Here is a 21,056-nt window from a genome sequence, read left to right as displayed (position 1 = left end):
GTGAGGAGTGTGACGAATGTTCGAGAGATTCACCGACCGAGCCCGCCGTGTCGTCGTCCTGGCCCAGGAAGAGGCCAAGATGCTCAACCACAACTACATCGGCACGGAGCACATCCTGCTCGGCCTCATCCACGAGGGCGAGGGCGTCGCCGCGAAGGCGCTCGAGTCGCTCGGCATCTCGCTCGACGCCGTGCGCGAGCAGGTCCAGGACATCATCGGCCAGGGGCAGCAGCAGCCCACCGGCCACATCCCCTTCACGCCCCGCGCGAAGAAGGTGCTCGAGCTGAGCCTGCGCGAGGCGCTGCAGCTCGGCCACAACTACATCGGCACCGAGCACATCCTGCTCGGCCTCATCCGCGAGGGCGAGGGCGTCGCCGCCCAGGTGCTCGTGAAGCTGGGCGCCGACCTCAACCGCGTGCGCCAGCAGGTCATCCAGCTGCTCTCGGGCTACCAGGGCAAGGAGCAGGTGCAGGTCGGCGCTGACGAGAAGCAGGCCGCGCAGGGCGGCTCGCAGATCCTCGACCAGTTCGGCCGCAACCTCACCCAGGCCGCGCGCGACTCCAAGCTCGACCCGGTCATCGGCCGCGAGAAGGAGATCGAGCGGGTCATGCAGATCCTCTCGCGCCGCTCGAAGAACAACCCGGTGCTGATCGGCGAGCCCGGCGTCGGCAAGACCGCCGTCGTCGAGGGCCTCGCGCAGGCGATCGTGAAGAACGAGGTGCCCGAGACGCTGAAGGACAAGCAGCTGTACTCGCTCGACCTCGGCTCGCTCATCGCCGGCAGCCGGTACCGCGGCGACTTCGAGGAGCGCCTCAAGAAGGTCACCAAGGAGATCCGCACCCGCGGCGACATCATCGTCTTCATCGACGAGATCCACACGCTGGTCGGTGCGGGCGCCGCCGAGGGCGCGATCGATGCGGCGAGCATCCTGAAGCCGCTGCTGGCCCGCGGCGAGCTGCAGACCATCGGCGCCACGACGCTCGACGAGTACCGCAAGCACTTCGAGAAGGATGCCGCGCTCGAGCGCCGCTTCCAGCCGATCCAGGTCGCGGAGCCCTCGCTGCCGCACGCGATCAACATCCTGAAGGGGCTGCGCGACCGCTACGAGGCGCACCACAAGGTGTCGATCACCGACGGTGCGATCGTCGCCGCGGCGAACCTCGCCGACCGCTACATCTCCGACCGCTTCCTGCCCGACAAGGCGATCGACCTGATCGACGAGGCCGGCGCGCGCCTGCGCCTGTCGATCCTGTCGAGCCCGCCCGAGCTGCGCGAGTTCGACCAGAAGATCGGCGTCGTGCGCGGCATGAAGGAGAAGGCGATCGAGGACCAGGACTTCGAGAAGGCCGCCTCCCTCCGCGACGAGGAGAAGCAGCTGCTCGGCGAGCGCCTGCGCCTCGAGAAGCAGTGGAAGTCGGGCGAGGTCACGACGACCGCGACGGTCGACGAGGGCCTGATCGCCGAGGTGCTGGCGCAGGCCACGGGCATCCCGGTGTTCAAGCTCACCGAGGAGGAGTCGAGCCGCCTGGTCTTCATGGAGAAGGCGCTGCACGAGCGCGTCATCGGCCAGGACGAGGCCATCGCGGCCCTGTCGAAGACCATCCGGCGCACGCGCGCCGGCCTGAAGGACCCGAAGCGCCCCTCGGGCTCGTTCATCTTCGCCGGCCCCACGGGCGTCGGCAAGACCGAGCTCGCCAAGGCGCTCGCCGAGTTCCTGTTCGACGACGAGTCGGCGATGATCTCGCTCGACATGTCGGAGTACGGCGAGAAGCACACGGTCTCCCGCCTGTTCGGCGCCCCTCCCGGGTTCGTCGGCTTCGAGGAGGGCGGCCAGCTCACCGAGAAGGTGCGTCGCAAGCCGTTCAGCGTCGTGCTCTTCGACGAGATCGAGAAGGCGCACCCCGACATCTTCAACTCGCTCCTGCAGATCCTGGAGGAGGGTCGTCTCACCGACGGCCAGGGTCGCGTGGTCGACTTCAAGAACACCGTCATCATCATGACGACGAACCTCGGCACGAAGGACATCGCCGGCGGCCCCGTCGGCTTCCAGGTCGAGGGCAACTCGCAGAACGCGTACGAGCTCATGCGCGGCAAGGTGAACGAGGAGCTGAAGAAGAACTTCAAGCCCGAGTTCCTGAACCGCGTCGACGAGATCATCGTGTTCCCGCAGCTCTCGAAGGAGGAGCTGCTGCAGATCGTCGACCTGTTCGTCAAGCGACTCGCCGACCGCATGCTCGACCGCGACATGACCGTCGAGCTGACGGTGCCGGCGAAGGAGCGCCTCATCGAGGTCGGGTTCGACCCTGCGCTCGGCGCCCGTCCGCTCCGCCGCGCGGTGCAGCACGAGGTGGAGGACCGCCTGAGCGAGAAGATCCTGCACGGCGAGCTCAACTCGGGCGACCACGTGCACGTCGACTACCAGGACGGCGAGTTCGTCTTCACGACCACCAAGCGCGAGCTGCCGGTGGGCGTGGGGGTCAACACCAACGCCGCGATCGGCACCGGGCCGCAGACGCCCGACCTCGCCGCATCCGGCGAGTAGCCCGCACGATCGTTCGACGCCCCCGGCTCCGGCCGCCGGGGGCGTCGTCGTGTCCGTGCTGGGTGACGACTCGCGGCGACGGGCGTCCTTGAGCGGCTCAGGGCGTCTCTGCCAGCAGCTGCGCCATCGCGTGCCGACCGATCGCGGTCATGCGCGGGGTGTCGTCGTTCATCGTCAGCAGCGCGAGCCCCAGCACCACGGCCCAGGCGCGGGCGCGCAGCCACACGGGGTCGTCGGGCGGATGCCGGTCGGCGGACGCCTCGCGGAACGCGGCGCGTCCCGGCGCGTCGAGCGCGAGCCACGCCGCGGCGAGGTCGCTCGCAGGGTCCCCCCAGGTCAGGTCGCCGAAGTCGAGCACGGCCGCCAGTCGGGCATCCGAGGCCCCGACGAGCAGGTTGCCGGGGTGCGCGTCGCCGTGCAGCCAGAGCGGCGGGCCCGGATGCTCCGGGGCGGCGAGCCCCGCCTCCCAGAGCCGTCGCAGGTGTGCGGGCTCCGGAACGCCCGGGTGGGCGAGGCGCTGCTCGGCGCGCGGGCGGGTGGCCGCGAGCGGGGTGCCGCGCACCGGGTTGTGCGGCGCGTCGGGCGGGGCCGGCAGGTGCATGGCGACCTGGAACCGCGCGAGGTCGACGGCCGTCTCACCGCGCTCGGCGACCGGCACCTCGGTGAGCGAGCGGCCCGCGAACCACGGGCAGATCACCCACGCCCACGGGTAGCCGAGCCCCGGGGCGCCGAGGCGTTCGGCGGCGGGCACCGGCACCGGCAGGTGCGGCGCGAGGCGTGGCAACCAGGTCGCCTCGTGCTCGATGAGCGGCGCGGCGACGGCGCGCCGGGGCATCCGCACGCAGCGGTCGTCGCCCAGCCGGGCGACGACGTTGTCCCAGCCGTTCGCGACGATGCGCACGGGCCCTGCGAGGTCGGGGTGCTGCGCCCGCACGAGCCGGTCGATGAGCGACGCGTCGATCGTCACCTCGGCCTCCGGAGCATCCACGGACGCTAGTCTGGCGGGATGACCGACGACTTCCGCGTGCGCCGCGCGCGTGCCGCCGACGTCACCGGCATCATGGGCCTGGTCGAGCCGTTCGTCGAGCGGCGCATCCTGCTCGGCAAGGAGCGCGTCGACCTCTACGGGGCACTGCAGGAGTTCCGCGTGGCGGAGGCCGGCGACGGCACGCTCATCGGCTGCGGCGCGCTGCACGTCATGTGGGAGGACCTCGGCGAGGTGCGCACCCTCGCCGTCTCGGAGGCGTGGCTCGGGCACGGCATCGGGCACGCGCTGCTCGACGGGCTCGAGGCCGATGCGGTGGAGCTCGGGCTGTCGCGGCTGTTCTGCCTCACGTTCGAGGTCGACTTCTTCGGCCGGCACGGGTTCCGCGACATGGGCCACGAGACGGTCGACCCCGCGCTGTACGCCGAGCTCGTGCGCTCGCACGACGAGGGCGTGGCCGAGTTCCTCGACCTCGCCCGCGTGAAGCAGAACACGCTCGGCAACACCCGCATGCTGAAGCTGCTCGGCGGCGTGGACGCGCCCTAGCACCCCCGCCTCGCCGCGGAGGGCGCGGCACGCCGCGGGGAAGGCCCGGCCCGGCGCATCCGCCGCCGTACCCTGAGGCCATGTCGACGATCCGCACGCCGGTGGGGCCGCAGCCGCCCCGCGTGTACTGGCGTCGTCGCATCCTGGTGCTGCTGGGCCTCGTGGCGGTGATCGCGGTCGTCGTGCTCATCATCGTGCGGCCCGGTGCCAGCGAGGGCGCGCAGCCCGACCCCGACGGCGCATCGGGGTCGCCGGTCGTCGCGACCGACGACCCGTCGGCGACGACGCTGCCCACCGAGGAGGCCGCCGTCGACGGCGCGCCGTGCGCACCCGAGCACATCGTGGTCGAGCCCGTGACCGACGCGACGTCCTACGGTGCCGGCGAACTGCCCGAGCTGTCGGTGACGATCACCAACACGGGCCCGAACGTGTGCGTGCTGAACGCCGGCACCGCCGCCCAGGTGTTCACGATCACGAGCGGCAGCGACGTGTACTGGACCTCGTCGGACTGCCAGGTCGACCCGATCGACGCCGACGTGAGCCTCACCCCGAACGAGCCGCTGAGCTCGGCGGCGCCGATCGTGTGGGACCGCACGCGCTCCGATCCGGAGACCTGCGACGACGACGCGCGCGAGCCCGTGCCGGCCGGTGGTGCCTCGTACCACCTGTCGGTCTCGGTCGACGGCTTCGACTCGTCGATGACGAAGCAGATGCTCCTCTACTGACCGTTCGGGTGCGAGACCCGTCGATTCCCTGCGCTCTGCGCGATCAGAGCGCAGGAAATCGACGGGTCTGGGAGCGTGCGGAACGTAGGGTGGGGGGATGGCCTCCAAGAAGAAGCGTCAACCGGCGCGCCCGCAGGAGTTCCGCTCGCAGGCGCTCGCCGAGGCCCTCGAGCGGCAGGACATGGCGGCGGTCGCCCTCGCCCTGCGCCACGGCAACACCGTCGTGCCCCTCCTGAAGCCGGGCCCGCGCGACAAGCCGCTCGACGGCGGCGAGGTCTGGACCTACCGCGACCCGAACACCTCCGAGGTCGCGCTGCTGCTCTTCAGCGACGCGGCGAACAAGCCGGCGAACCTGCCGCCCGCCGTCGGCCTGCACAGCCCGGCGTGGCTGCGCTCGTTCCTCACCACGCACCGGCAGGCGATCACGACCGTGTTCCTCGACATCGCCGGCCCGCACCCCATGCAGGCGTCGCCCGACGACCTGCTCGCCGCACTCGACGCGTAGCTCCCGGGTGCGGGGCGAGCGGATGCCCCGAGCTGGCCGCGCCCACCGGCGGTGCGCCTCAGAAGACCGCGTCGAGTTCCTGCTCGCGGGCGGAGGCACGGGTCATGAGCGCGTGCTCGACGGCCGCCTTGACGCTGCCGACCTCGTCGTCGATGAGGCGGCGGTAGCCGAGGCGCCTGGCCTCGGCGGCGCGCTGGCGGGCGGCGGCGACCGGTCGCACCTCGCCGGCGAGGCTGATCTCGCCGACGGCGGCGATCTCGGCGGGCACGGCGCGGTCGCTCATGGCGCTCGCGATGGCCACCGCGATGGCCAGGTCGGCACCCGGCTCTGCGAGCCGCACCCCGCCGACGGTGGAGACGTACACGTCGTGCGCGCCGAGCCGCGAGTACCCGGCGCGTCGCTCGAGCACGGCGATGATCATCGCGACGCGGGACGAGTCGACGCCGCTCACCACGCGTCGCGGCTGGGGCGCGTTGGTCGACACGACGAGCGCCTGCACCTCGACGGGAAGCGCGCGGCGCCCCTCGAGCGCGACGGTCACGCAGGTGCCGCTGACCGCGACCCGCGACCGCGAGAGGAACAGCCCGCTCGGGTCGGGCACCTCCGAGATGCCCTCGCCGGTCATCTCGAAGCATCCGACCTCGTCGGTGGGCCCGAAGCGGTTCTTCAGCGCCCGCACGAACCGCAGCGCCGTGTGCCGGTCGCCCTCGAACTGGCAGACCACGTCGACGAGGTGCTCGAGCAGGCGCGGCCCCGCGATGGTGCCGTCCTTGGTGACGTGCCCGACGAGCAGCACCGGCAGGTGCCGCTGCTTCGCGAGCCGGATCAGCGTGGAGGCGACCTCGCGCACCTGGCTCGGCTGCCCGGCGACGCCGTCGGACTCGGCGCTCGAGACCGTCTGCACCGAGTCGACGATGAGCAGGTCGGGCGCGACCGCGTCGACCTGCCCGAGCACCGTCGCGAGGTCGGTCTCCGAGGCGAGGAAGAGGGTGTCGTGCAGCGCGCCGGTGCGCTCGGCGCGCAGCCGCACCTGCGCCACCGACTCCTCGGCGCTCACGTAGAGCACGCGGCGACCGGATGCCGCGGCGCGGGCCGCGACCTCGAGCAGCAGCGTCGACTTGCCGACGCCCGGCTCGCCGCTCAGCAGGATGGCCGCGCCCGGCACGATGCCGCCGCCGAGCACCCGGTCGAACTCGCCGACGCCCGTCGGGCGATGCCGCGAGTCGTCGGCCACCGCCTCGGTGATGGGGCGCGCCCGCGAGGCATCCGCCACCGCCGCCGGCCGCACGGCCTTCGCCTCGGCCGCCGCGGCACCGTGCTCGACCACGGTGCCCCACTGCTGGCACTCGCCGCAGCGGCCCACCCACTTGACGGTGCTCCAGCCGCACTCGGAGCAGCGGAACGACGTGGAGGGGCGGGCCATGCTGCGAGTGTAGGCGCGGCCGCCGACACGGCAGCGGATGCTCCGCGCGTGCCGCCCCCGTCCGGGGCATCCGCCCTCGTTTTGGCGCAGGCCGCCGTCGCGGTTAGGATAGTCGGCGGTACCGTGTCCGAGCGGCCTAAGGTGCAACTCTCGAAAAGTTGTGTGGGTGAAAGCCCACCGTGGGTTCAAATCCCACCGGTACCGCTCGCTGAAACCCCCTCTCCGGAGGGGGTTTCGTCGTTCCGAGGGAGTGCTGGACCGCGCTCGAGGGCGGACTCTTCGCCTGAGGGCGAGAGATTTCGCCCTCAGGCCAAGAAACGTCACTCCGGCCGCGCGAGCCGCGATGCCGCGAGGCGTGGGTGCCGCGCGGGAGTGGCTCACCGGCGCAGGTCGTCGGGGTCGATCAGCGGCAGCTGGCCGGTCGGCGGGGCGTCGTAGGTGAAGGTCGGGACGCCCCAGCGGGCGAGCACCGACACGATGCGGATCGTGAGGATGATCACGATCGGCACCCAGAACACGACGAGCTCGGGCACGTCGAGCTGGAGCAGCAGCACGTAGACCAGCGCGCCGACGAGCGCCGCGGTGATGTAGAACTGCCCGCCGCGCAGCACGTCGGGGATCTCGTTGGCGAGCATGTCGCGGATGATGCCGCCGCCGACGCCCGCGATGACGCCGATGATCGCCGCGCCCACGGGGTCGGCCCCGGCCTGGATCGCCACGTTCGTGCCGACGACGACGAACAGCGCCATGCCCGCGGCATCCGACAGCTGCACGATGCGGTAGCGCCGCAGCAGGTCGATCGCCCGGGTGCGGGTGAGCGGCACGACGACCAGCGCCGTGACCGCGCCGACGAGCAGGAACGTGGGGTTGGCGACCCAGAACACGGGCGTGTTGCCGAGCAGCAGGTCGCGCACCGTGCCGCCGCCGACGCTGACGATGCACGCGAGCACGACGACCCCCACGAGGTCCATCTGCTTGCGCCCGGCCGCGACCGCGCCGGAGATCGCGAACGCCACGGTGCCGGTGTACTCGAGCGACGCCTGCACGATGCCGAGCGCCGCCCCGACCGAATCGGATGCCGCTGCGATCATCACGCCCTCCCCTCGCCAGTCACTCTATGGCGCGGCAGCCCCGCGTGCCCCCGATATTGGGAGGGGTCGCGCGACGCGCGAACTGCCATCATGAGGGCATGCCCGCGACGGTGTCCGCCCCGATCATGGTGGGCAGGAGCGCCGAACTCGACGCCCTGCTGGGGGTGTTCGCCTGACGGTGCATCCGGCCCTCAGGAGTTGCCGGCGACGCTCACCAGCTTCTCGAGCACTTGGTCGATCGTGAACGACGCGGGCCGCTGCCGCGGCGGGAACTCGGCGAAGGTCTCGAGCATCTTCGCCACGTACGCCTGCGCGGGCAGGAACAGGAAGACCCGGTCGAGCACCCAGTCGTAGTAGGTGTTCGAGGTGCGGTCCGCCCGCTCGAAGGGGTCGGTGCGCAGGTTGAACAGCTTCGGCGCGCGCAGCACGACCCACGGGTCCAGCCAGACCGCGAGCGTGCCCTGGGTGCGCTGCTCGAGGAAGACCACCTTCCAGTTGTCGTAGCGGAGGGCGGTGAGGTCGCCCTCGTCGGAGACGTAGAAGAAGTGCCTGCGCGGGCTCTCGTCGACGACGCCGGTGACGTAGTCGAGCTGGTCGACCCCGTCGAGGTGCACGTGGTACTCGCGTCCGGCGAGCGTGGTGCCCGCCCGCAGCCGCTCCGCCACGTCGTGGTCGCCCGCTGCCGACAGCAGGGTCACGAACCAGTCGGCGTGGCTCACGATGCCGTTGCGTACGCTGCCCGCCGGGACATGACCTGGCCAGCGCACCATCGCCGGCACGCGGTAGGCGCCCTCCCAGTTCGAGTTCTTCTCGTTGCGGAACGGGGTCATGCCGGCATCCGGCCAGCTGTTCATGTGCGGCCCGTTGTCGGTCGAGTAGACGACGATCGTGTCCTCGGCGAGGCCGAGCTCGTCGAGCAGGTCGAGCAGGCTCCCGACGACGCGGTCGTGGTCGATCATCGTGTCGTGGTACTCCGACTGCCACCTGCCGGCCTGCCCGACCGACGAGGGCTTCGTGTGGGTGCGGAAGTGCATGTGCGTCGAGTTGAACCAGACGAAGAACGGGGTGTCGGCGTCGGCCTGGCGGCGGATGAAGTCGGCTGCCGCGTCGCGGAACTCCTCGTCGCAGGTCTCCATGCGCTTCCGGGTGAGCGGCCCGGTGTCCTCGATGCGCTGGCTGCCGTCGGGGTTCGCCCAGGAGCGGATGACCCCCCGCGGCCGGAACCGCGCCGTGAAGTCGGGGATCTCGTCGTCGGTCGGGTAGTCGGGGTGCTCGGGTTCCTCCTCGGCGTTCAGGTGGTAGAGGTTGCCGAAGAACTCGTCGAACCCGTGTGCGGTGGGCAGGAACTCGTCGCGGTCGCCGAGGTGGTTCTTGCCGAACTGCCCGGTGGCGTACCCCTGCTCCTTGAGCGCGGTCGCGATGGTCGGGTCCTCCGCCCGCAGGCCGACGTCGGCACCGGGCATCCCGACCTTCGTGAGCCCCGTGCGGTACGGGTTCTGGCCCGTGATGAACGCGGCGCGCCCGGCGGTGCAGCTCTGCTCGCCGTAGTAGTCGGTGAAGCGCATGCCCTCGTCGGCGACCCGGTCGATGTTGGGGGTGCGATACCCCATCAACCCGTCGGAGTAGGCGCTGACGTTGGAGATGCCGATGTCGTCACCCCAGATGACGAGGATGTTCGGGCGGTCGGCCATGACGAGTCCTTCCTGCATGGCGGGGGAACCGTCGAGTGGGGACACCGTCATCCAACCATCCCCGGCCGCGCGGCGACAGGGGTGCGGGTCAACAGCGAGGGTCGAGCGGATGCCTCAGGCGTCGCGCGCGCACCGGAAGCCGACATGCGACATGCCGGTGTCCTCGGCCTGCGGTGAGCGCGCCGCCGGACGGAACCGGAGGCAGTAGTCGGGCGAGCACAGGTGCGACCCGCCCTTGAGCACCCGCCGGGGGATGCCCGGGAGGCCCTCCTGGGCGCTCGCGGCGGCGAGCAGGTTGGTGCGGCGGCCGGGGTCGACCGGGGCATCCGACAGTTGCACGTGCCGGGGCGTGTAGTAGTCGCTCGTCCACTCCCAGGTGTTGCCGGTCATGTCGTACAGGCCGTAGCCGTTCGCCGGGTACGAACCGACCGGGGCGGTGCCGCCGACCCCCTGGTTGTCGTACGGGAACCGGCCCAGCCACGAGTTGGCGAGCGCCGCGCCGTCGGGGTAGGGCTCGTCGCCCCAGGCGAACCGGGCGCCGACGAGCCCGCCGCGGGCCGCGTACTCGTGCTCCGCCTCGGTGGGCAGCCGCAGGCCCGCCCAGTCGGCGTACGCCGTGGCGTCCGCGAACGCGACGTGCACGACCGGGTGCTCGAGGCGGTCGTCGATCGACGAGTCGGGCCCGAACGGATGCCGCCACGAGGCGCCCGGCTGCCACCGCCACCAGTTCCGCCAGTTCCGCAGGTCCACCGGCCCGTCCGTCGGCGTGAAGACCATCGCGCCGGGCACGAGGTCGGCCGGGTCGACGCCCGGGAACTCGGCCGGGTCGAGGTCGCGCTCGGCGACGGTCACGTACCCGGTCGCGTCGACGAACGCGGCGTACTGCGCGTTCGTCACCGCGGTGCGGTCGAGGAGGAACGGCGCAACCGTGCGTTCGTGCACCGGCCGCTCGTCCGGGTAGAAGTCGTCGGAGCCCATGCGGAACGTGCCGCCCGGCAGGAGCACCATGTCCCGGGTCGATGAGTCCATGCGCCCACGCTATCCGCCCGCGGCGGTCGCCTCGACCACGCCCATCATGCCCAGGTCCTCGTGGTCGAGGATGTGGCAGTGGAAGACCGTGCGGTCGGGGAAGCGGTCGAACGCGATCCGCACCACGACCTCGCCGCCGGCCGGCACGTCGACGACGTCGCGCACCGCGACCGTGTCGACCACCCGGCCGCCGGCGCGTACGACCTGCATCGGCCAGATGTGCAGGTGGAACGGATGCGACATGGGGGAGTCGTTGCGGATGGTCCACTCCTCGAGGGTGCCGAGCCGCACCGACTGGTCGACGCGGTCCGGGTCGAACGACCGCCCGTCGATCGCGAACCCCATGCCGCCGCCCATCCCCATGCCCGCACCCATCGAGAGCGTGAGCGTGCGCACGGTGTCGACGTCGAGCCCGCGCAGATCGCGCGGGCCGTCGGCGACCGGCTCCGCGACCGGCGCGGATTCCGCCGAGGCATCCGGCACCAGCGTCAGGACGGTTGCGTCCGAGCCGGCGTTCGAGGTCCCGCCCATCATTCCCATCCCCGCGGCCCCGCGGTCGTAGGCTGCCGCGGTGATGACGCGGGCGTCCTCGGGCACGGTCACCACGAGGTCGGCGCGATTGCCCGGGGCGAGCACGAGGCGGTCGAGCTCCGCCGGCGGCGTCACGGCGCCCGAGTCCACCCGGCGCACCGCGGCCGAGAGGCCGGCGAGCCCGAGGTCCAGGTACCTGCTCGTGCACGCGTTCACGAGCAGCAGCCGTTCCTGCGCGCCGGGGCGGGCGTGCATCGCAGGTGCCACCCGCGCGTTGGCGAGCAGCGTCTCGCCCGTGCGGCCCTGCATCCGCTCCATCGCGGAGACCGCGGCGACCGCCCCGCCGGCGACCGTCACGTCGGAGACCACGACCACGCGCGGAGCGCCGCTCGACCAGTCGTCCTCGTCGACGACGATGGCGCCGGCGAGCCCCGCGAAGAGCTGGTCGGCGACCGAGCCGTGGCGGTGCGGGTGGTACCAGTACGTGCCGTGCGGGTGGTCGTCCGGCAACGCGATCTCGTAGTCGAACGACTCGCCGGGCGCGATGCTGAGGAACGGGTTGTCCGAGTTGTCCGCCGCAGAGACGACGAGACCGTGCGTGTGGAGGTTGGTCGGGGCGTCCAGTGCATTGACCAGTCGCACGCGCAGGGTGTCTCCGGGTCGCAGGTGGAGCGTCGGTCCGGGCACCGATCCGTTGTAGCCGAGCATCCGCACCGGTCCGTCGCCGAGGTCGACGTCGACCGGCGCGGCCACCAGTTCCAGGTCCAGCACGCCGCCGTCCGAGCTCCGCACCTCGGGTTCCAGCCAGGGGGCCGCCCCGGGCGCCGCAGCGCCGAGGGGCCCGCCCACCAGCTCGCGCACGCCGACCACGCCCGCAGCGCCCAGCGCCAGCACTCCCACGCCCGCGCCGCCGATCGCGAGCGCCTGTCTCCGCGTGATCCTGCGGTCGGCCATCCTGCTCCCATCCGAGGTCGCCCGCGGCGATCGGACCCGCCGCGCGGATACCCCTAGGGTACGCTCCCGACCTCGCCGGACGCCTCACGCGGGCATCCCTCAGGAGCTCCTCAGGTGACCGCGAGGACTCGGGAACGCGCATTCGGGAGCATCGGATGCGGGGACGTCACGAGCGTGCCCGAAGATCGTGAAGGAGACCACCGTGACCACTGCTCCCGTGCCCGCCGCTTCCCAGGTCCGCCACGAGTGGCGTCCGCGGACCTCGCTCGCCTCGCGCCGCCACTGGTTCGCGCTGCTGTTCGACGCCGGACCGATCACCGCGACCGGATTCGCCGAACTGGCGGGGGTGCGACCGGAACTCGCGCAGCGATGGATCGGCGAGCAGGTCGGGTCGGGCGTGCTGCGCGTGGTCGGGTTCGACGAGCGCCTCGAGAGCGAGGTGCTCCTGCCCGGGGAGCACGTCATCGCCGTGCTCGGCGACGACGGCTCGCCCGCGCTCGCGGGTGCCCGGCGCATGGCGGCCGCGCACCCCGATCGCGTCGCCCCGGCCGTCCGAGCCCTCGCCGGGGCCGCCTAGGGTCGGCCCGCCGCCGACCGGTACGCGTCGGCGCTACCATCGGCGCATGGCATTCACCGGCCTCCACCCCGACGCCCCGCGCTTCTACGCCGAGCTCGCCGCGGACAACTCCAAGGCCTGGTGGGCGGCCAACCGCGAACGCTACGACGCGCACGTGCGCGGCCCGTTCGAGGCGCTCGGCGAGGAGCTCGCGGCCGAGTTCGGGCCACTGAAGATCTTCCGCCCCTACCGCGACGTGCGCTTCAGTGCCGACAAGACGCCCTACAAGCTGCACATCGGCATGGTGTCGCGCGCGCCGGTGGCGCACTACCTCCAGCTGAGCGCCGAGGGGATGCTCGTCGGCGGCGGCAGCTTCGAGGTGCCGACGGCCGCGCTGGCACGGTTCCGCGAGATCGTCGACGACTCCCGGCTGTCGGGCGACGTGGAGGCCACGATCGAGGAGGTCGGCGAGCAGGGCTTCGCGCTCATGCGCGACGACGCCCTGAAGACCGCCCCGCGCGGCTACTCGGTCGACCACCCGCGCATCGCCCTGCTGCAGCTGAAGCACCTCGCCGTCGGCCGCGCGGACCCGCTCGCCGACTGGATGTGGACGCCCGAGGCGATCGACGTCGTGCGCGAGCGCTGGCGCACCGTGTCGATCTGGTGCGAGTGGCTGCGTGAGAACCTCGGTGCCGAGATCGGGGACGGGGGCTCGCGGCGCCGCTGATCCCCCCCCCCGACCGGCGTGCGTGGTCGCCGTTGGGCCTCAGTCGCCGTGGGGCACGTACCGCGGCACCCACACGCCGAATCCGGCGGCGCCGAGGAGTCCGGCGACTCCGATGGCCGCCGTCGCGACCGGCAGGCCGATGACGGCGGCGACGCCGGCGATGAGCAGGGGCGCCGCCGCCGCGCCGGCGTCGGTGAGCGTGCGCCACGAGCCCAGGAACGGCGCCGGGTCGTCGGGTGGGGCGAGGTCGGCGCCGAGGGTCATGAGGATGCCGCTCGAGAGCCCGTTTCCGATGCCGACGACCACCGCCCCGGCGACGAACCAGCCGAACGCGGCGTCGAGGTCGTGCGTGAACGCGAGGCCGACGAACGCCCCGCCCATGAGCACCATCGACGGCAGTGCCGCCCACAGGCGTCCCCAGCGGTCCATGATCTGCCCGCTCGAGTAGAACAGGGCGAACTCCAGTGCGCCCGTCACGCCGACGACGAGCGCGATGGTCTCGGGGGCGAGCGCGAGGGAGACGCCCCAGAGCGGCAGCAGGTACACGCGCGCCTGGCGCAGGCCCGAGAGGGATGCCGCCGGGAGGCCGAGCCTCGCGAGCATGCCGCGGTTGCGCCACATCGTGGGCAGCACGCCCGCCGACCGGGAGCGCCGCCCGTCGCGCGGTCGGCGCGGCGCGGGGAGCATCCCCTCGTCGCGCAGCTGCTCCTCGGGGTCGCGCCCGAGCAGCACGAGTGCGACCAGGCCGGTGAGCGTCACGATGAAGCACCACACGGCGGCGGTCTCGGTGCCGGTGAGCGCGAGCAGGGCGGCGGCGAGGAAGGGGCCGACGAACATGCCGAGCCGGAACGCGCCGCCCAGCACCGAGAGCGCCCGCGCGCGGTAGTGCAGCGGCACCCGGGTGGTCATGAAGGCGTGCCGGGCCAGGCCGAACGCTGCGGCGCACAGGCCGATGCAGAAGACGGCGATGCCGAGCACGGCGAGGTTCGGCGCGAGCAGCACGCCGATGCCGCCGGCGAGGGCGAGGCAGCCGGCGATCGCCATCGTGCGGCGTTCGCCGATGCGCGCGACGAGCCAGCCGGCGGGGAGGTTGCCGATCAGCCGGGCGACGACGATCGCCGCGGCCACGAGCGCGGCCTGCGCGACATCCGCGCCGAGCGACGTGGCGATCACGGGCAGGAGGGGGAGCAGGGCGCCTTCTCCGAGCCCGAAGAGCAGCGTGGGGCCGTAGATCATCGGGGCGAAGCGCGCGAGCATGCGGCTGGTCCCCGGATCGAGGGAGTGCACGACGGTCCCCATCGCTCCAGCATCGCCCGCGCCGGCGCCGCGAGGCAACTCGTGGGGCGTGCGGCGCTGCAACCGAAGGTTGCGATCCCGGTCCCGAGGCGCCCGCAGGGTTCCTCAGGAGTTCGCCACCACCCCACGGAGTACGCGGTGCCGCGTTGCCGCGAGCATCGACTGGGCGCCACACGACGGCGCCCGGACACACCGCCGGAGCCTGATCGGGCGACGGCCGAACCCAGGGGAAACACCGACCATCATGCACACGTCCAGCGGCGGCAGCTCCGCCATCGTCATCGGGTCCGGCATCGCCGGGCTCCTCGCGGCCCGGGTCCTGAGCGGCCACGTCGACCGCGTCACCATGCTCGAGCGCGACCTCGTCCCGTGGACGCCCGCGCCCCGCCGCGGGGTGCCGCAGGGGCGTCACGCGCACGTGCTGCTGGCGTCGGGCCAGCGCCTGCTCGAGGAGTGGTTCCCGCTGCTCTCCTACGAGCTCCGCGATCGCGGCGCCGTGCCGCTCGACGCCGGCGACCTCGTCTGGCACCAGGCCGGCGGGCACCGCGTGCGCTCCGGCATCGGCTTCCTCGCCATGTCCCTGTCGCGTCCGATGCTCGAGTGCGCGGTGCGCACGCGCCTGCTCGAGGACCACGACGTGACCCTCGAGGACGGCGTGCGCGTCGAGCGCCCGCTCCTCGACGGCGAGGGACGCGTCGTCGGCGTCGTCGCCGACGGCGTCGACCGGTACGCCGACCTCGTCGTCGACTGCTCGGGCAGGAACTCGCGCATGCTCGCCGAGCTCGCCCGCACCGGCTACCCCGAGCCCGAGCGCGAGGAGGTCCGCATCGACGTGGCCTACCGCACGCGGACGGTGTCGCGCCGGCGCCGTGACATGGACGGCACCGCAGCCGTGATCCTGCGCGACGTGGAGCACGGCGGCGGGGGCGCGACGATGACGCCGATCGAGGGCGACCGGTGGATGCTCACCGCCGCCAGCTTCCACGGAGACCCGGCACCCGACGACGCCCTCGCGTTCGAGCGGTTCGCCTACGGGCTGCCCTCCGCGGAGCTCACGCACGTCGTCGATCGCTCGAGCGCGCACCCGGACGGCTCCGACGTCGTCGAGCGCTACGGCATGCGCGCCAGCCGACGGAACCGCCTCGAGCGGCTGCGGCAGGTTCCGGCCGGCCTCGTGCTGCTGGGCGACGCGCTCTGCACGTTCGACCCGGTGTACGGCCAGGGCATGTCGTCCGCGGCCCTGCAGGCGCAGCAGCTGGGCCGCGTGCTCGACGGCATGACGCCGGACGACCCTGCCCTGCCGCGCGCGTACTACCGGCGCGCCGCGAAGGTCGTCGACGCCCCGTGGCGGATCGCCGCCGGCGGCGACTTCGCCGATCCGCGCACCACCGGCGACATGCCGCGCGGCACGCGCCTGCTCAACGCCTACCTGCTGCGGGTGCTGCGCGCCTGCCAGGTCTCGGTGCCGGTCGCCGACGCGATGATGCGCGTCCAGAACCTGCTGGCGTCGCCGGCGCTCCTGCTGTCGCCGCCGATCGTGTGGCGCGTGCTCACCGCCCGGCACCACGCCGAGCCGCCGGCCGGCGACCGCGAGCACGTCGCACGTTCGACGCGCCCGTGGCGCGTGCCCGCCCGCCCCGTGGCATCCGCCGACCACCTGCTGCGCAGCGCGCTCACCGGCGGCGCCGCGATCCGCTGGGTGGGCGACTACCGGGCGCGCGCATGATCGAGGCGCTCGGCTGGGTCGGCTCGGCCCTCATCGTCTGCTCGCTCATGCAGCGCGACGTGCGCCGGCTCCGCTGGATCGGCCTCGCGGCCGCGGTGGTGCTGGTCGTCTTCAACGCGATCATCGGCATCGCGTCGATGGTGGCGCTGAACATCGTGCTGGTCGCGGTCAACGCGTTCCACCTCGCACGCCCGCGCCCCGACGCGGGGCGCTCAGGCGGCGAGGAAGTCGTCCACGTGCGCCAGGAACTGCGGCCACGCGGGCTCTGAGGCCCCGAGCAGGTGGTTCGCGCTGTCGAGCAGCGCGAGCCGGCTGTCGGGGATGAGCGCGGCGAGCTCGGTGGCCTGCGACGCGGGCACGCGCACGTCGTCGCGCGAGTGCACGATGAGGGTCGGGCATCGCACCAGGTGCGCGATGTCCGACACGTCGATGCGGGCGAACTCCTCGAGGAACCGCACGGCGTTCTGGCCCGAGGTGGTCGCCCGCTGGAAGGTCGTGAAGTCGTCCCACTCCTGCTGGCTGCCCTGCGGCAGGAACTGCGAGGCGAAGACGCGCATGAAGCTCGGGTCCTGCCGGGCCCAGCCCACGCGGGCGAGGTCGAGGTCGAGTGCCGCCTCGGAGCGCTCCTCGGCACTGGTCGCGCGCACCAGGCGCCCGCGTGCGTAGCCGCCGGCGAGGATCAGCTTGGTCACGCGCTCGGGATGGCGCACCGCGTACGCGAGCGCCACCGCGGCGCCCTGCGACACGCCGATCAGCGGGAAGCGCTCGATGCCGACCGCGTCGACGACGGTCTCGAGGTCGTCGACCCAGTCGTCGAACGTGAACTCGCCCACGTCCCAGTCGGAGAGGCCGCAGCCCCGCTCGTCGTAGCGCACGAGCGTGCGGCCCTGCGCGAGCCCCTGCATCCAGTGCCCCCACACGGGGCTGCGCCACTCGAGGTCGAGGTGGGTGATCCAGTTCGCGGCCTTCAGCAGCGGCGGTCCGTCGCCGACGCTCGCGTAGGCGATGCGGGCGCCGTCGGCGGCCCGGCAGAAGCGGATGTCCTGGCGGGCGGCGAGCGGGGGAGCGGCGGTGACGGATGCCTCCGCAGCGGATGCCTCGGCGGCCGGGCGCTCGAGCGCGGCATCCGCCACGAACTGGTACCCGCGCCCGTGCACCGTGCGCACGACCCGCTGGGCCTCGCCGCTGTCGCCGACCGCGCGACGCGCGGTGCGCAGGGCGGTGGTGAGCGCGGCCTCGCTGACGAACCGGTCGCCCCAAACGGCGTCGAGCAGCTCCTCCTTGGTCACCACCCGCTCGCGGCGCTCGACGAGGTGCACGAGCACGTCGAACGCGCGGGGCTCGACGTGCACGGGGTCGCCGTCGCGGCGCAGCTGCAGGCGCGCGGTGTCGAGCGCATACGCATCGAACAGGTAGGTCTCGCCGGCCACGGGGGCGAGCCTACCGGCGGGCGATCTCCGCGACGGTCGATTCCCGGCGATCCCGGGGGTGGCACTGAATCGGGCGCCCGGGGGCGCGTCAGCCCACGGTCGCGAGGAAGTGGCTCGCGCGGGCCATCTCGATCTCCGCCTCGGTGAGGGCGACGCCGTAGGTACTGCGCTCCATGAGTCGCGCGGGTGAGTCCAGATCGTAGGTGTACGGCACCCCCAGGTTCGCCGCGAGGTACATCGCGGGGAGCTTCCCGGCCGGGTCGGGCTCACCGTACTTCACCACGAAGCCGTTGAAGCCCGTCCAGGCGTGCCCCGCGCCCACGCGCTCGCAGTCGGCGACGTAGTACCGGATCGGCGCCGGGTCCTCGTAGCTGTCGCCGGCGACGTGCGCCGCGGTCAGGAACTCCCGGCCGCACCCGCCGGTCACGAGTGACGACCGGTACAGCTCGACCGTCGGCAGGACCTCGACGGTGATGCCGGCCGGTTCGAGGATCTCGTTGGTTCGCGCCTCGAACGCGCCCACCGGAGCGCACTGGCTGCCGTCGTCGTAGCAGACCGAGATCGGCTGCACGCTCACGTGCAGCTGCTGCACTCCACCGTCCGTGGTGCCGCCGTCGCCGTCGCCGTCGCTGTCGTCGTCGGCGCCGCCGGCGGGAGGCGCAGGCGCCGGCGCGGCGGCCGTCGAGCCGTCGGGCGACGGGGTCGGCGACGCCGATGGCGTTTCCGGAGCCGTCGTCTCAGGGGCATCCGTCGCGCTCGCCGCCTCGACCACGGGCGCAGCCTGCGACCGGAACATCGCCGCTCCCGCGACCATGCCCAGCGCGACCGATCCCGAGATCAGCAGCACCAGCACCCCCGCGCCTGCCGCGATGAGCCCGATCGTGCGCTTCGAAGGCCCTCCGCCGGTGCGAGGCTGCTCGCTCACCGGGGCAGCGTCGTCGGTGCGTGGCTCTTGGTCGGCTCCGTCGCTCATCCGGCCGCCCTAACCAGCGACCGGCTCCAGGAACCGGGATTCCCGGGCCTGTGCGATCTCGTCCTCGAGGAGCAGGTTCCCGGCGTCGGCCAGCGTCGGATTCATCAACGCGCCCGGCTGGTACGCGGGATCGTAGATGCTCCGGGTCGACAGCCCGAGGTTGTACCCGACGTGCCTCGCGACGACCAGGGGCACGGCGGTGATCAGGTCGGGGTGCGCGTTCATGCCGTTGAATCCCACCCACGCGTTCCCGCCCGCCTCGATGCAGTTCGCGACGAAGAGCTTCAGCGGTGCGTCCTCGCGGAGGCTGTCGGGCAGCACGTCCTCGACCGCGTCGAGGAACGGTCCGCCGCACTGCGTCTCGACCAGCCGGGTCGAGTCGAGCGTGGTCGTCGGCAGCACCTCGACGTCGACCGCGGCCTGCGCCCAGATCTCGTCGAGCAGCGTCTCGTCGATCGAGACGGGCGCGCACTCGGTGCCGTCGTCGAGGCAGACCGAGATCGGCTGCACGCTGACCCGCAGCGGCGCGAGCGGCTCCGGCTCGGGGTCCGGCCCGGGCCCGCCGCCGTCGAGCGGACCGCACACCAGCGCGCCGTCCGCGACCCCGATGACGAACTCGCCGTCGGGGCACATCTGGTCGGGCAGTTCGCCGGGCTCGCCCTGCGGGCCCTGCGGGCCAGTGTCGCCCGTCGGGCCGGGTTCGCCCTGCGGGCCGGGTTCGCCCTGCGGCCCCTGCGGCCCGGTCTCGCCGCCCGCGCTCCACGACACCGGAGCGGCCTTCGGCCCGCACTCGGCCGGCTCACCCCCGAAGGTCACGTCACTGAGTCGCCCCTTGTCGTCGATGCAGGCGTGGAACGACTCCGGCGTCTCGTCGGCGGCGACGGCGGTGCCGGTGACGAGCACCGCGACGAGCGCGACGAGCGTCGCGCCGGCGACGGCGGTGCGTCGGCCCGGGGTGCGGCGGGTGGACGAATGGACGGCGGTGGCGGGTGGTGCGGTGCGCATGCGCCGAACGCTACGGCGACCGATCCGCCCCGGCATCGGTCGTCCGACCGATCATGGCCGGCCGGTTACCAGTCGGAGCACACCCGGGGCAAGGGCTTCCCCCGCACGCTCGGTGGTGGTTTGCTGAGCACTACCTGAATGAAAGAAGGGCACCCCAATGGGATTCTTCGCATTTCTCATCCTCGGCCTCCTCGCCGGCGCGATCGCCAAGCTGATCCTCCCCGGCAGGCAGGGCGGAGGATGGTTCATCACGCTGCTGCTCGGCGTGGTCGGCGCGCTCCTCGGCGGCTGGCTGGGCAGCGTCCTCTTCGGCGTCGGACTCGAGGAGTTCTGGAGCTGGCAGACCTGGATCGTCGCCATCCTCGGCTCGATCGTCGTCATCCTCATCTTCAGCCTGTTCACGCGCAAGCGCTGAGCACGAACGACGGATGCCGCGGCGGAACGTTCCGCCGCGGCATCCGTCGTCTCCGGGCCCTGACGCCCGCCATCCCTACCCGCTCTTGCGCGCCCGCGCCGAGTCGACGCTGCGCCGCAGCGCTTCCATGAGGTCGATGACCTCGCCGCCTGGCTCACCCTCCTCGCGCTCGCCGAAGGTCGCGGCGGTGTCGATCGCCTCGCCCTGCTCGATCTTCGCGTCGATGAGCTTGCGCAGCTCGACCTGGTACTCGTCCTCGAAGTTCTCGGGGTGGAAGTCGTCGGCGAAGCTCTCGACGAGGCTGTTCGAGAGGTCGAGCTCCTTCTGCGAGATCTTCACCTCCTCGTCGATCGAACCGAACTTCGCCTCGCGCACCTCGTCGGCCCAGAGCAGCGTCTGCAGCACGAGCACGTCGTCGCGCACGCGCAGGGCGGCCAGCCGCGTCTTCTGCCGCAGGGCGAAGCGCACGATCGCGGTGCGGTCGGTCGACTCGAGCGTGCGTCGCAGCAGCACGTACGCCTTGGGCGACTTCGAGTCGGGCTCGAGGTAGTAGCTGCGCTCGAACATGAGCGGGTCGATCTGATCGTTCGGCACGAACTCGACGACCTCGATCTCGCGACTGCGCTCGGCGGGCAGCGCGTCGAAGTCGTCCTTGGTGAGGATGACGGTGTGCTCGCCGTCGTCGTACGCCTTGTCGATGTCCTGGTACTTCACGACCTTGCCGCACACCTCGCAGCGCCGCTCGTAGCGGATCCGCCCGCCGTCGGCCTCGTGCACCTGGTGCAGCGACACGTCGTGGTCTTCGGTGGCGCTGTACAACTTCACCGGCACGTTGACGAGCCCGAAGGTCAGCGCGCCCTTCCAGATGGAACGCATACCCCTTAGTGAACACCCGAACGGATGCCA

General features: G+C 72.4%; 20 protein-coding genes and 1 tRNA gene. 10 read left to right on the top strand and 11 right to left on the bottom strand.

Translation table 11 applies throughout. The features are described from left to right. The first annotated feature begins 16 nt into the window (after positions 1–16). Complete coding sequence (locus ABZK10_RS01685; protein WP_353807445.1) at positions 17–2,542, top strand: ATP-dependent Clp protease ATP-binding subunit; 2,526 nt, start codon at positions 17–19, stop codon at positions 2,540–2,542. Between the two features lie 97 nt (positions 2,543–2,639). Here the strand turns inward: ABZK10_RS01685 and ABZK10_RS01680 are convergent, their stop codons facing one another. Beyond that, on the bottom strand, positions 2,640–3,530 hold the full coding sequence (locus ABZK10_RS01680; RefSeq protein WP_353807444.1) for an aminoglycoside phosphotransferase family protein: 891 nt from the start codon (positions 3,528–3,530) through the stop codon (positions 2,640–2,642). Between the two features lie 18 nt (positions 3,531–3,548). Here ABZK10_RS01680 and ABZK10_RS01675 point away from each other — a divergent pair, with 18 nt between their 5' ends. The 3 genes from ABZK10_RS01675 (at position 3,549) to ABZK10_RS01665 (ending at position 5,303) form a co-directional block, all read left to right on the top strand. Further along, positions 3,549–4,073 carry an amino-acid N-acetyltransferase gene (locus ABZK10_RS01675; RefSeq protein ID WP_353807443.1) on the top strand — a complete coding sequence of 175 codons (525 nt, stop codon included), beginning with the start codon at positions 3,549–3,551 and terminating at the stop codon, positions 4,071–4,073. 80 nt (positions 4,074–4,153) lie between these two features. After that, positions 4,154–4,798, top strand: coding sequence for a hypothetical protein (locus tag ABZK10_RS01670; protein WP_353807442.1), 645 nt, complete (start codon positions 4,154–4,156; stop codon positions 4,796–4,798). Between the two features lie 97 nt (positions 4,799–4,895). Then, the gene (locus tag ABZK10_RS01665; protein ID WP_353807441.1) at positions 4,896–5,303 is read left to right on the top strand and encodes a dehydrogenase; all 408 of its coding nucleotides are present in this window, start codon (positions 4,896–4,898) and stop codon (positions 5,301–5,303) included. Positions 5,304–5,361: 58 nt separating this feature from the next. Here the strand turns inward: ABZK10_RS01665 and radA are convergent, their stop codons facing one another. Beyond that, the gene (gene radA, locus ABZK10_RS01660) at positions 5,362–6,726 is read right to left on the bottom strand and encodes a DNA repair protein RadA (protein ID WP_353807440.1); all 1,365 of its coding nucleotides are present in this window, start codon (positions 6,724–6,726) and stop codon (positions 5,362–5,364) included. Between the two features lie 117 nt (positions 6,727–6,843). Here radA and ABZK10_RS01655 point away from each other — a divergent pair. Continuing rightward, positions 6,844–6,930, top strand: a tRNA-Ser gene (locus tag ABZK10_RS01655). 173 nt (positions 6,931–7,103) lie between these two features. Here ABZK10_RS01655 and ABZK10_RS01650 read toward each other — a convergent pair. From ABZK10_RS01650 to ABZK10_RS01635, 4 genes are all read right to left on the bottom strand, one after another. Beyond that, on the bottom strand, positions 7,104–7,817 hold the full coding sequence (locus ABZK10_RS01650) for a trimeric intracellular cation channel family protein (protein ID WP_353809584.1): 714 nt from the start codon (positions 7,815–7,817) through the stop codon (positions 7,104–7,106). Positions 7,818–8,008: 191 nt separating this feature from the next. After that, positions 8,009–9,559 carry an arylsulfatase gene (locus ABZK10_RS01645; RefSeq protein ID WP_353807439.1) on the bottom strand — a complete coding sequence of 517 codons (1,551 nt, stop codon included), beginning with the start codon at positions 9,557–9,559 and terminating at the stop codon, positions 8,009–8,011. 63 nt (positions 9,560–9,622) lie between these two features. Continuing rightward, the gene (locus ABZK10_RS01640; RefSeq protein WP_353809583.1) at positions 9,623–10,516 is read right to left on the bottom strand and encodes a formylglycine-generating enzyme family protein; all 894 of its coding nucleotides are present in this window, start codon (positions 10,514–10,516) and stop codon (positions 9,623–9,625) included. A 30-nt stretch (positions 10,517–10,546) separates the two neighbouring features. Continuing rightward, complete coding sequence (locus ABZK10_RS01635; protein ID WP_353807438.1) at positions 10,547–12,022, bottom strand: multicopper oxidase family protein; 1,476 nt, start codon at positions 12,020–12,022, stop codon at positions 10,547–10,549. 202 nt (positions 12,023–12,224) lie between these two features. On the opposite strand from ABZK10_RS01635, the gene ABZK10_RS01630 reads away from it, so the two are divergent. After that, complete coding sequence (locus ABZK10_RS01630) at positions 12,225–12,599, top strand: hypothetical protein (RefSeq protein WP_353807437.1); 375 nt, start codon at positions 12,225–12,227, stop codon at positions 12,597–12,599. A gap of 46 nt (positions 12,600–12,645) precedes the next feature. Beyond that, positions 12,646–13,305, top strand: coding sequence for a DUF2461 domain-containing protein (locus tag ABZK10_RS01625; protein WP_353807436.1), 660 nt, complete (start codon positions 12,646–12,648; stop codon positions 13,303–13,305). A gap of 39 nt (positions 13,306–13,344) precedes the next feature. Here the strand turns inward: ABZK10_RS01625 and ABZK10_RS01620 are convergent, their stop codons facing one another. Then, positions 13,345–14,604 (bottom strand): MFS transporter, encoded by a 1,260-nt coding sequence (locus ABZK10_RS01620; RefSeq protein ID WP_353807435.1) that lies wholly within the window; start codon positions 14,602–14,604, stop codon positions 13,345–13,347. Positions 14,605–14,845: 241 nt separating this feature from the next. On the opposite strand from ABZK10_RS01620, the gene ABZK10_RS01615 reads away from it, so the two are divergent. Together ABZK10_RS01615 and ABZK10_RS01610 are read left to right on the top strand one after the other, a co-directional pair. Further along, complete coding sequence (locus ABZK10_RS01615) at positions 14,846–16,327, top strand: FAD-dependent oxidoreductase (RefSeq protein ID WP_353807434.1); 1,482 nt, start codon at positions 14,846–14,848, stop codon at positions 16,325–16,327. Next, a complete protein-coding gene (locus ABZK10_RS01610; protein WP_353807433.1) occupies positions 16,324–16,596 on the top strand; it encodes a hypothetical protein in 273 nt (90 codons plus the stop codon). The genes ABZK10_RS01615 and ABZK10_RS01610 overlap by 4 nt, the downstream gene beginning before the upstream one ends. Here the strand turns inward: ABZK10_RS01610 and ABZK10_RS01605 are convergent. The 3 genes from ABZK10_RS01605 to ABZK10_RS01595 form a co-directional block, all read right to left on the bottom strand. Further along, on the bottom strand, positions 16,540–17,757 hold the full coding sequence (locus ABZK10_RS01605) for an alpha/beta hydrolase (RefSeq protein WP_353807432.1): 1,218 nt from the start codon (positions 17,755–17,757) through the stop codon (positions 16,540–16,542). The two genes, ABZK10_RS01610 and ABZK10_RS01605, sit on opposite strands and share 57 nt — an antisense overlap. 88 nt (positions 17,758–17,845) lie before the next feature. Beyond that, positions 17,846–18,682, bottom strand: a complete 837-nt coding sequence (locus ABZK10_RS01600) for a hypothetical protein (RefSeq protein WP_353807431.1) — start codon at positions 18,680–18,682, stop codon at positions 17,846–17,848. A gap of 57 nt (positions 18,683–18,739) precedes the next feature. Next, on the bottom strand, positions 18,740–19,735 hold the full coding sequence (locus ABZK10_RS01595; protein WP_353807430.1) for a hypothetical protein: 996 nt from the start codon (positions 19,733–19,735) through the stop codon (positions 18,740–18,742). A gap of 157 nt (positions 19,736–19,892) precedes the next feature. Between ABZK10_RS01595 and ABZK10_RS01590 the strand changes: the two genes are divergently transcribed. Then, the gene (locus tag ABZK10_RS01590) at positions 19,893–20,150 is read left to right on the top strand and encodes a GlsB/YeaQ/YmgE family stress response membrane protein (protein WP_353807429.1); all 258 of its coding nucleotides are present in this window, start codon (positions 19,893–19,895) and stop codon (positions 20,148–20,150) included. A 75-nt stretch (positions 20,151–20,225) separates the two neighbouring features. On the opposite strand, the gene ku is transcribed toward ABZK10_RS01590, so the two are convergent. Then, positions 20,226–21,026 carry a non-homologous end joining protein Ku gene (gene ku, locus ABZK10_RS01585; RefSeq protein ID WP_353807428.1) on the bottom strand — a complete coding sequence of 267 codons (801 nt, stop codon included), beginning with the start codon at positions 21,024–21,026 and terminating at the stop codon, positions 20,226–20,228. Between the last annotated feature and the right edge of the window lie 30 nt (positions 21,027–21,056).

This window comes from Agromyces sp. SYSU T00194 (assembly GCF_040496035.1).
GTDB classification, from domain to species: domain Bacteria; phylum Actinomycetota; class Actinomycetes; order Actinomycetales; family Microbacteriaceae; genus Agromyces; species Agromyces chitinivorans.
Note: the sequence above shows the minus strand (reverse complement) of the source record. Positions and strands in the feature narration are given on the sequence as shown.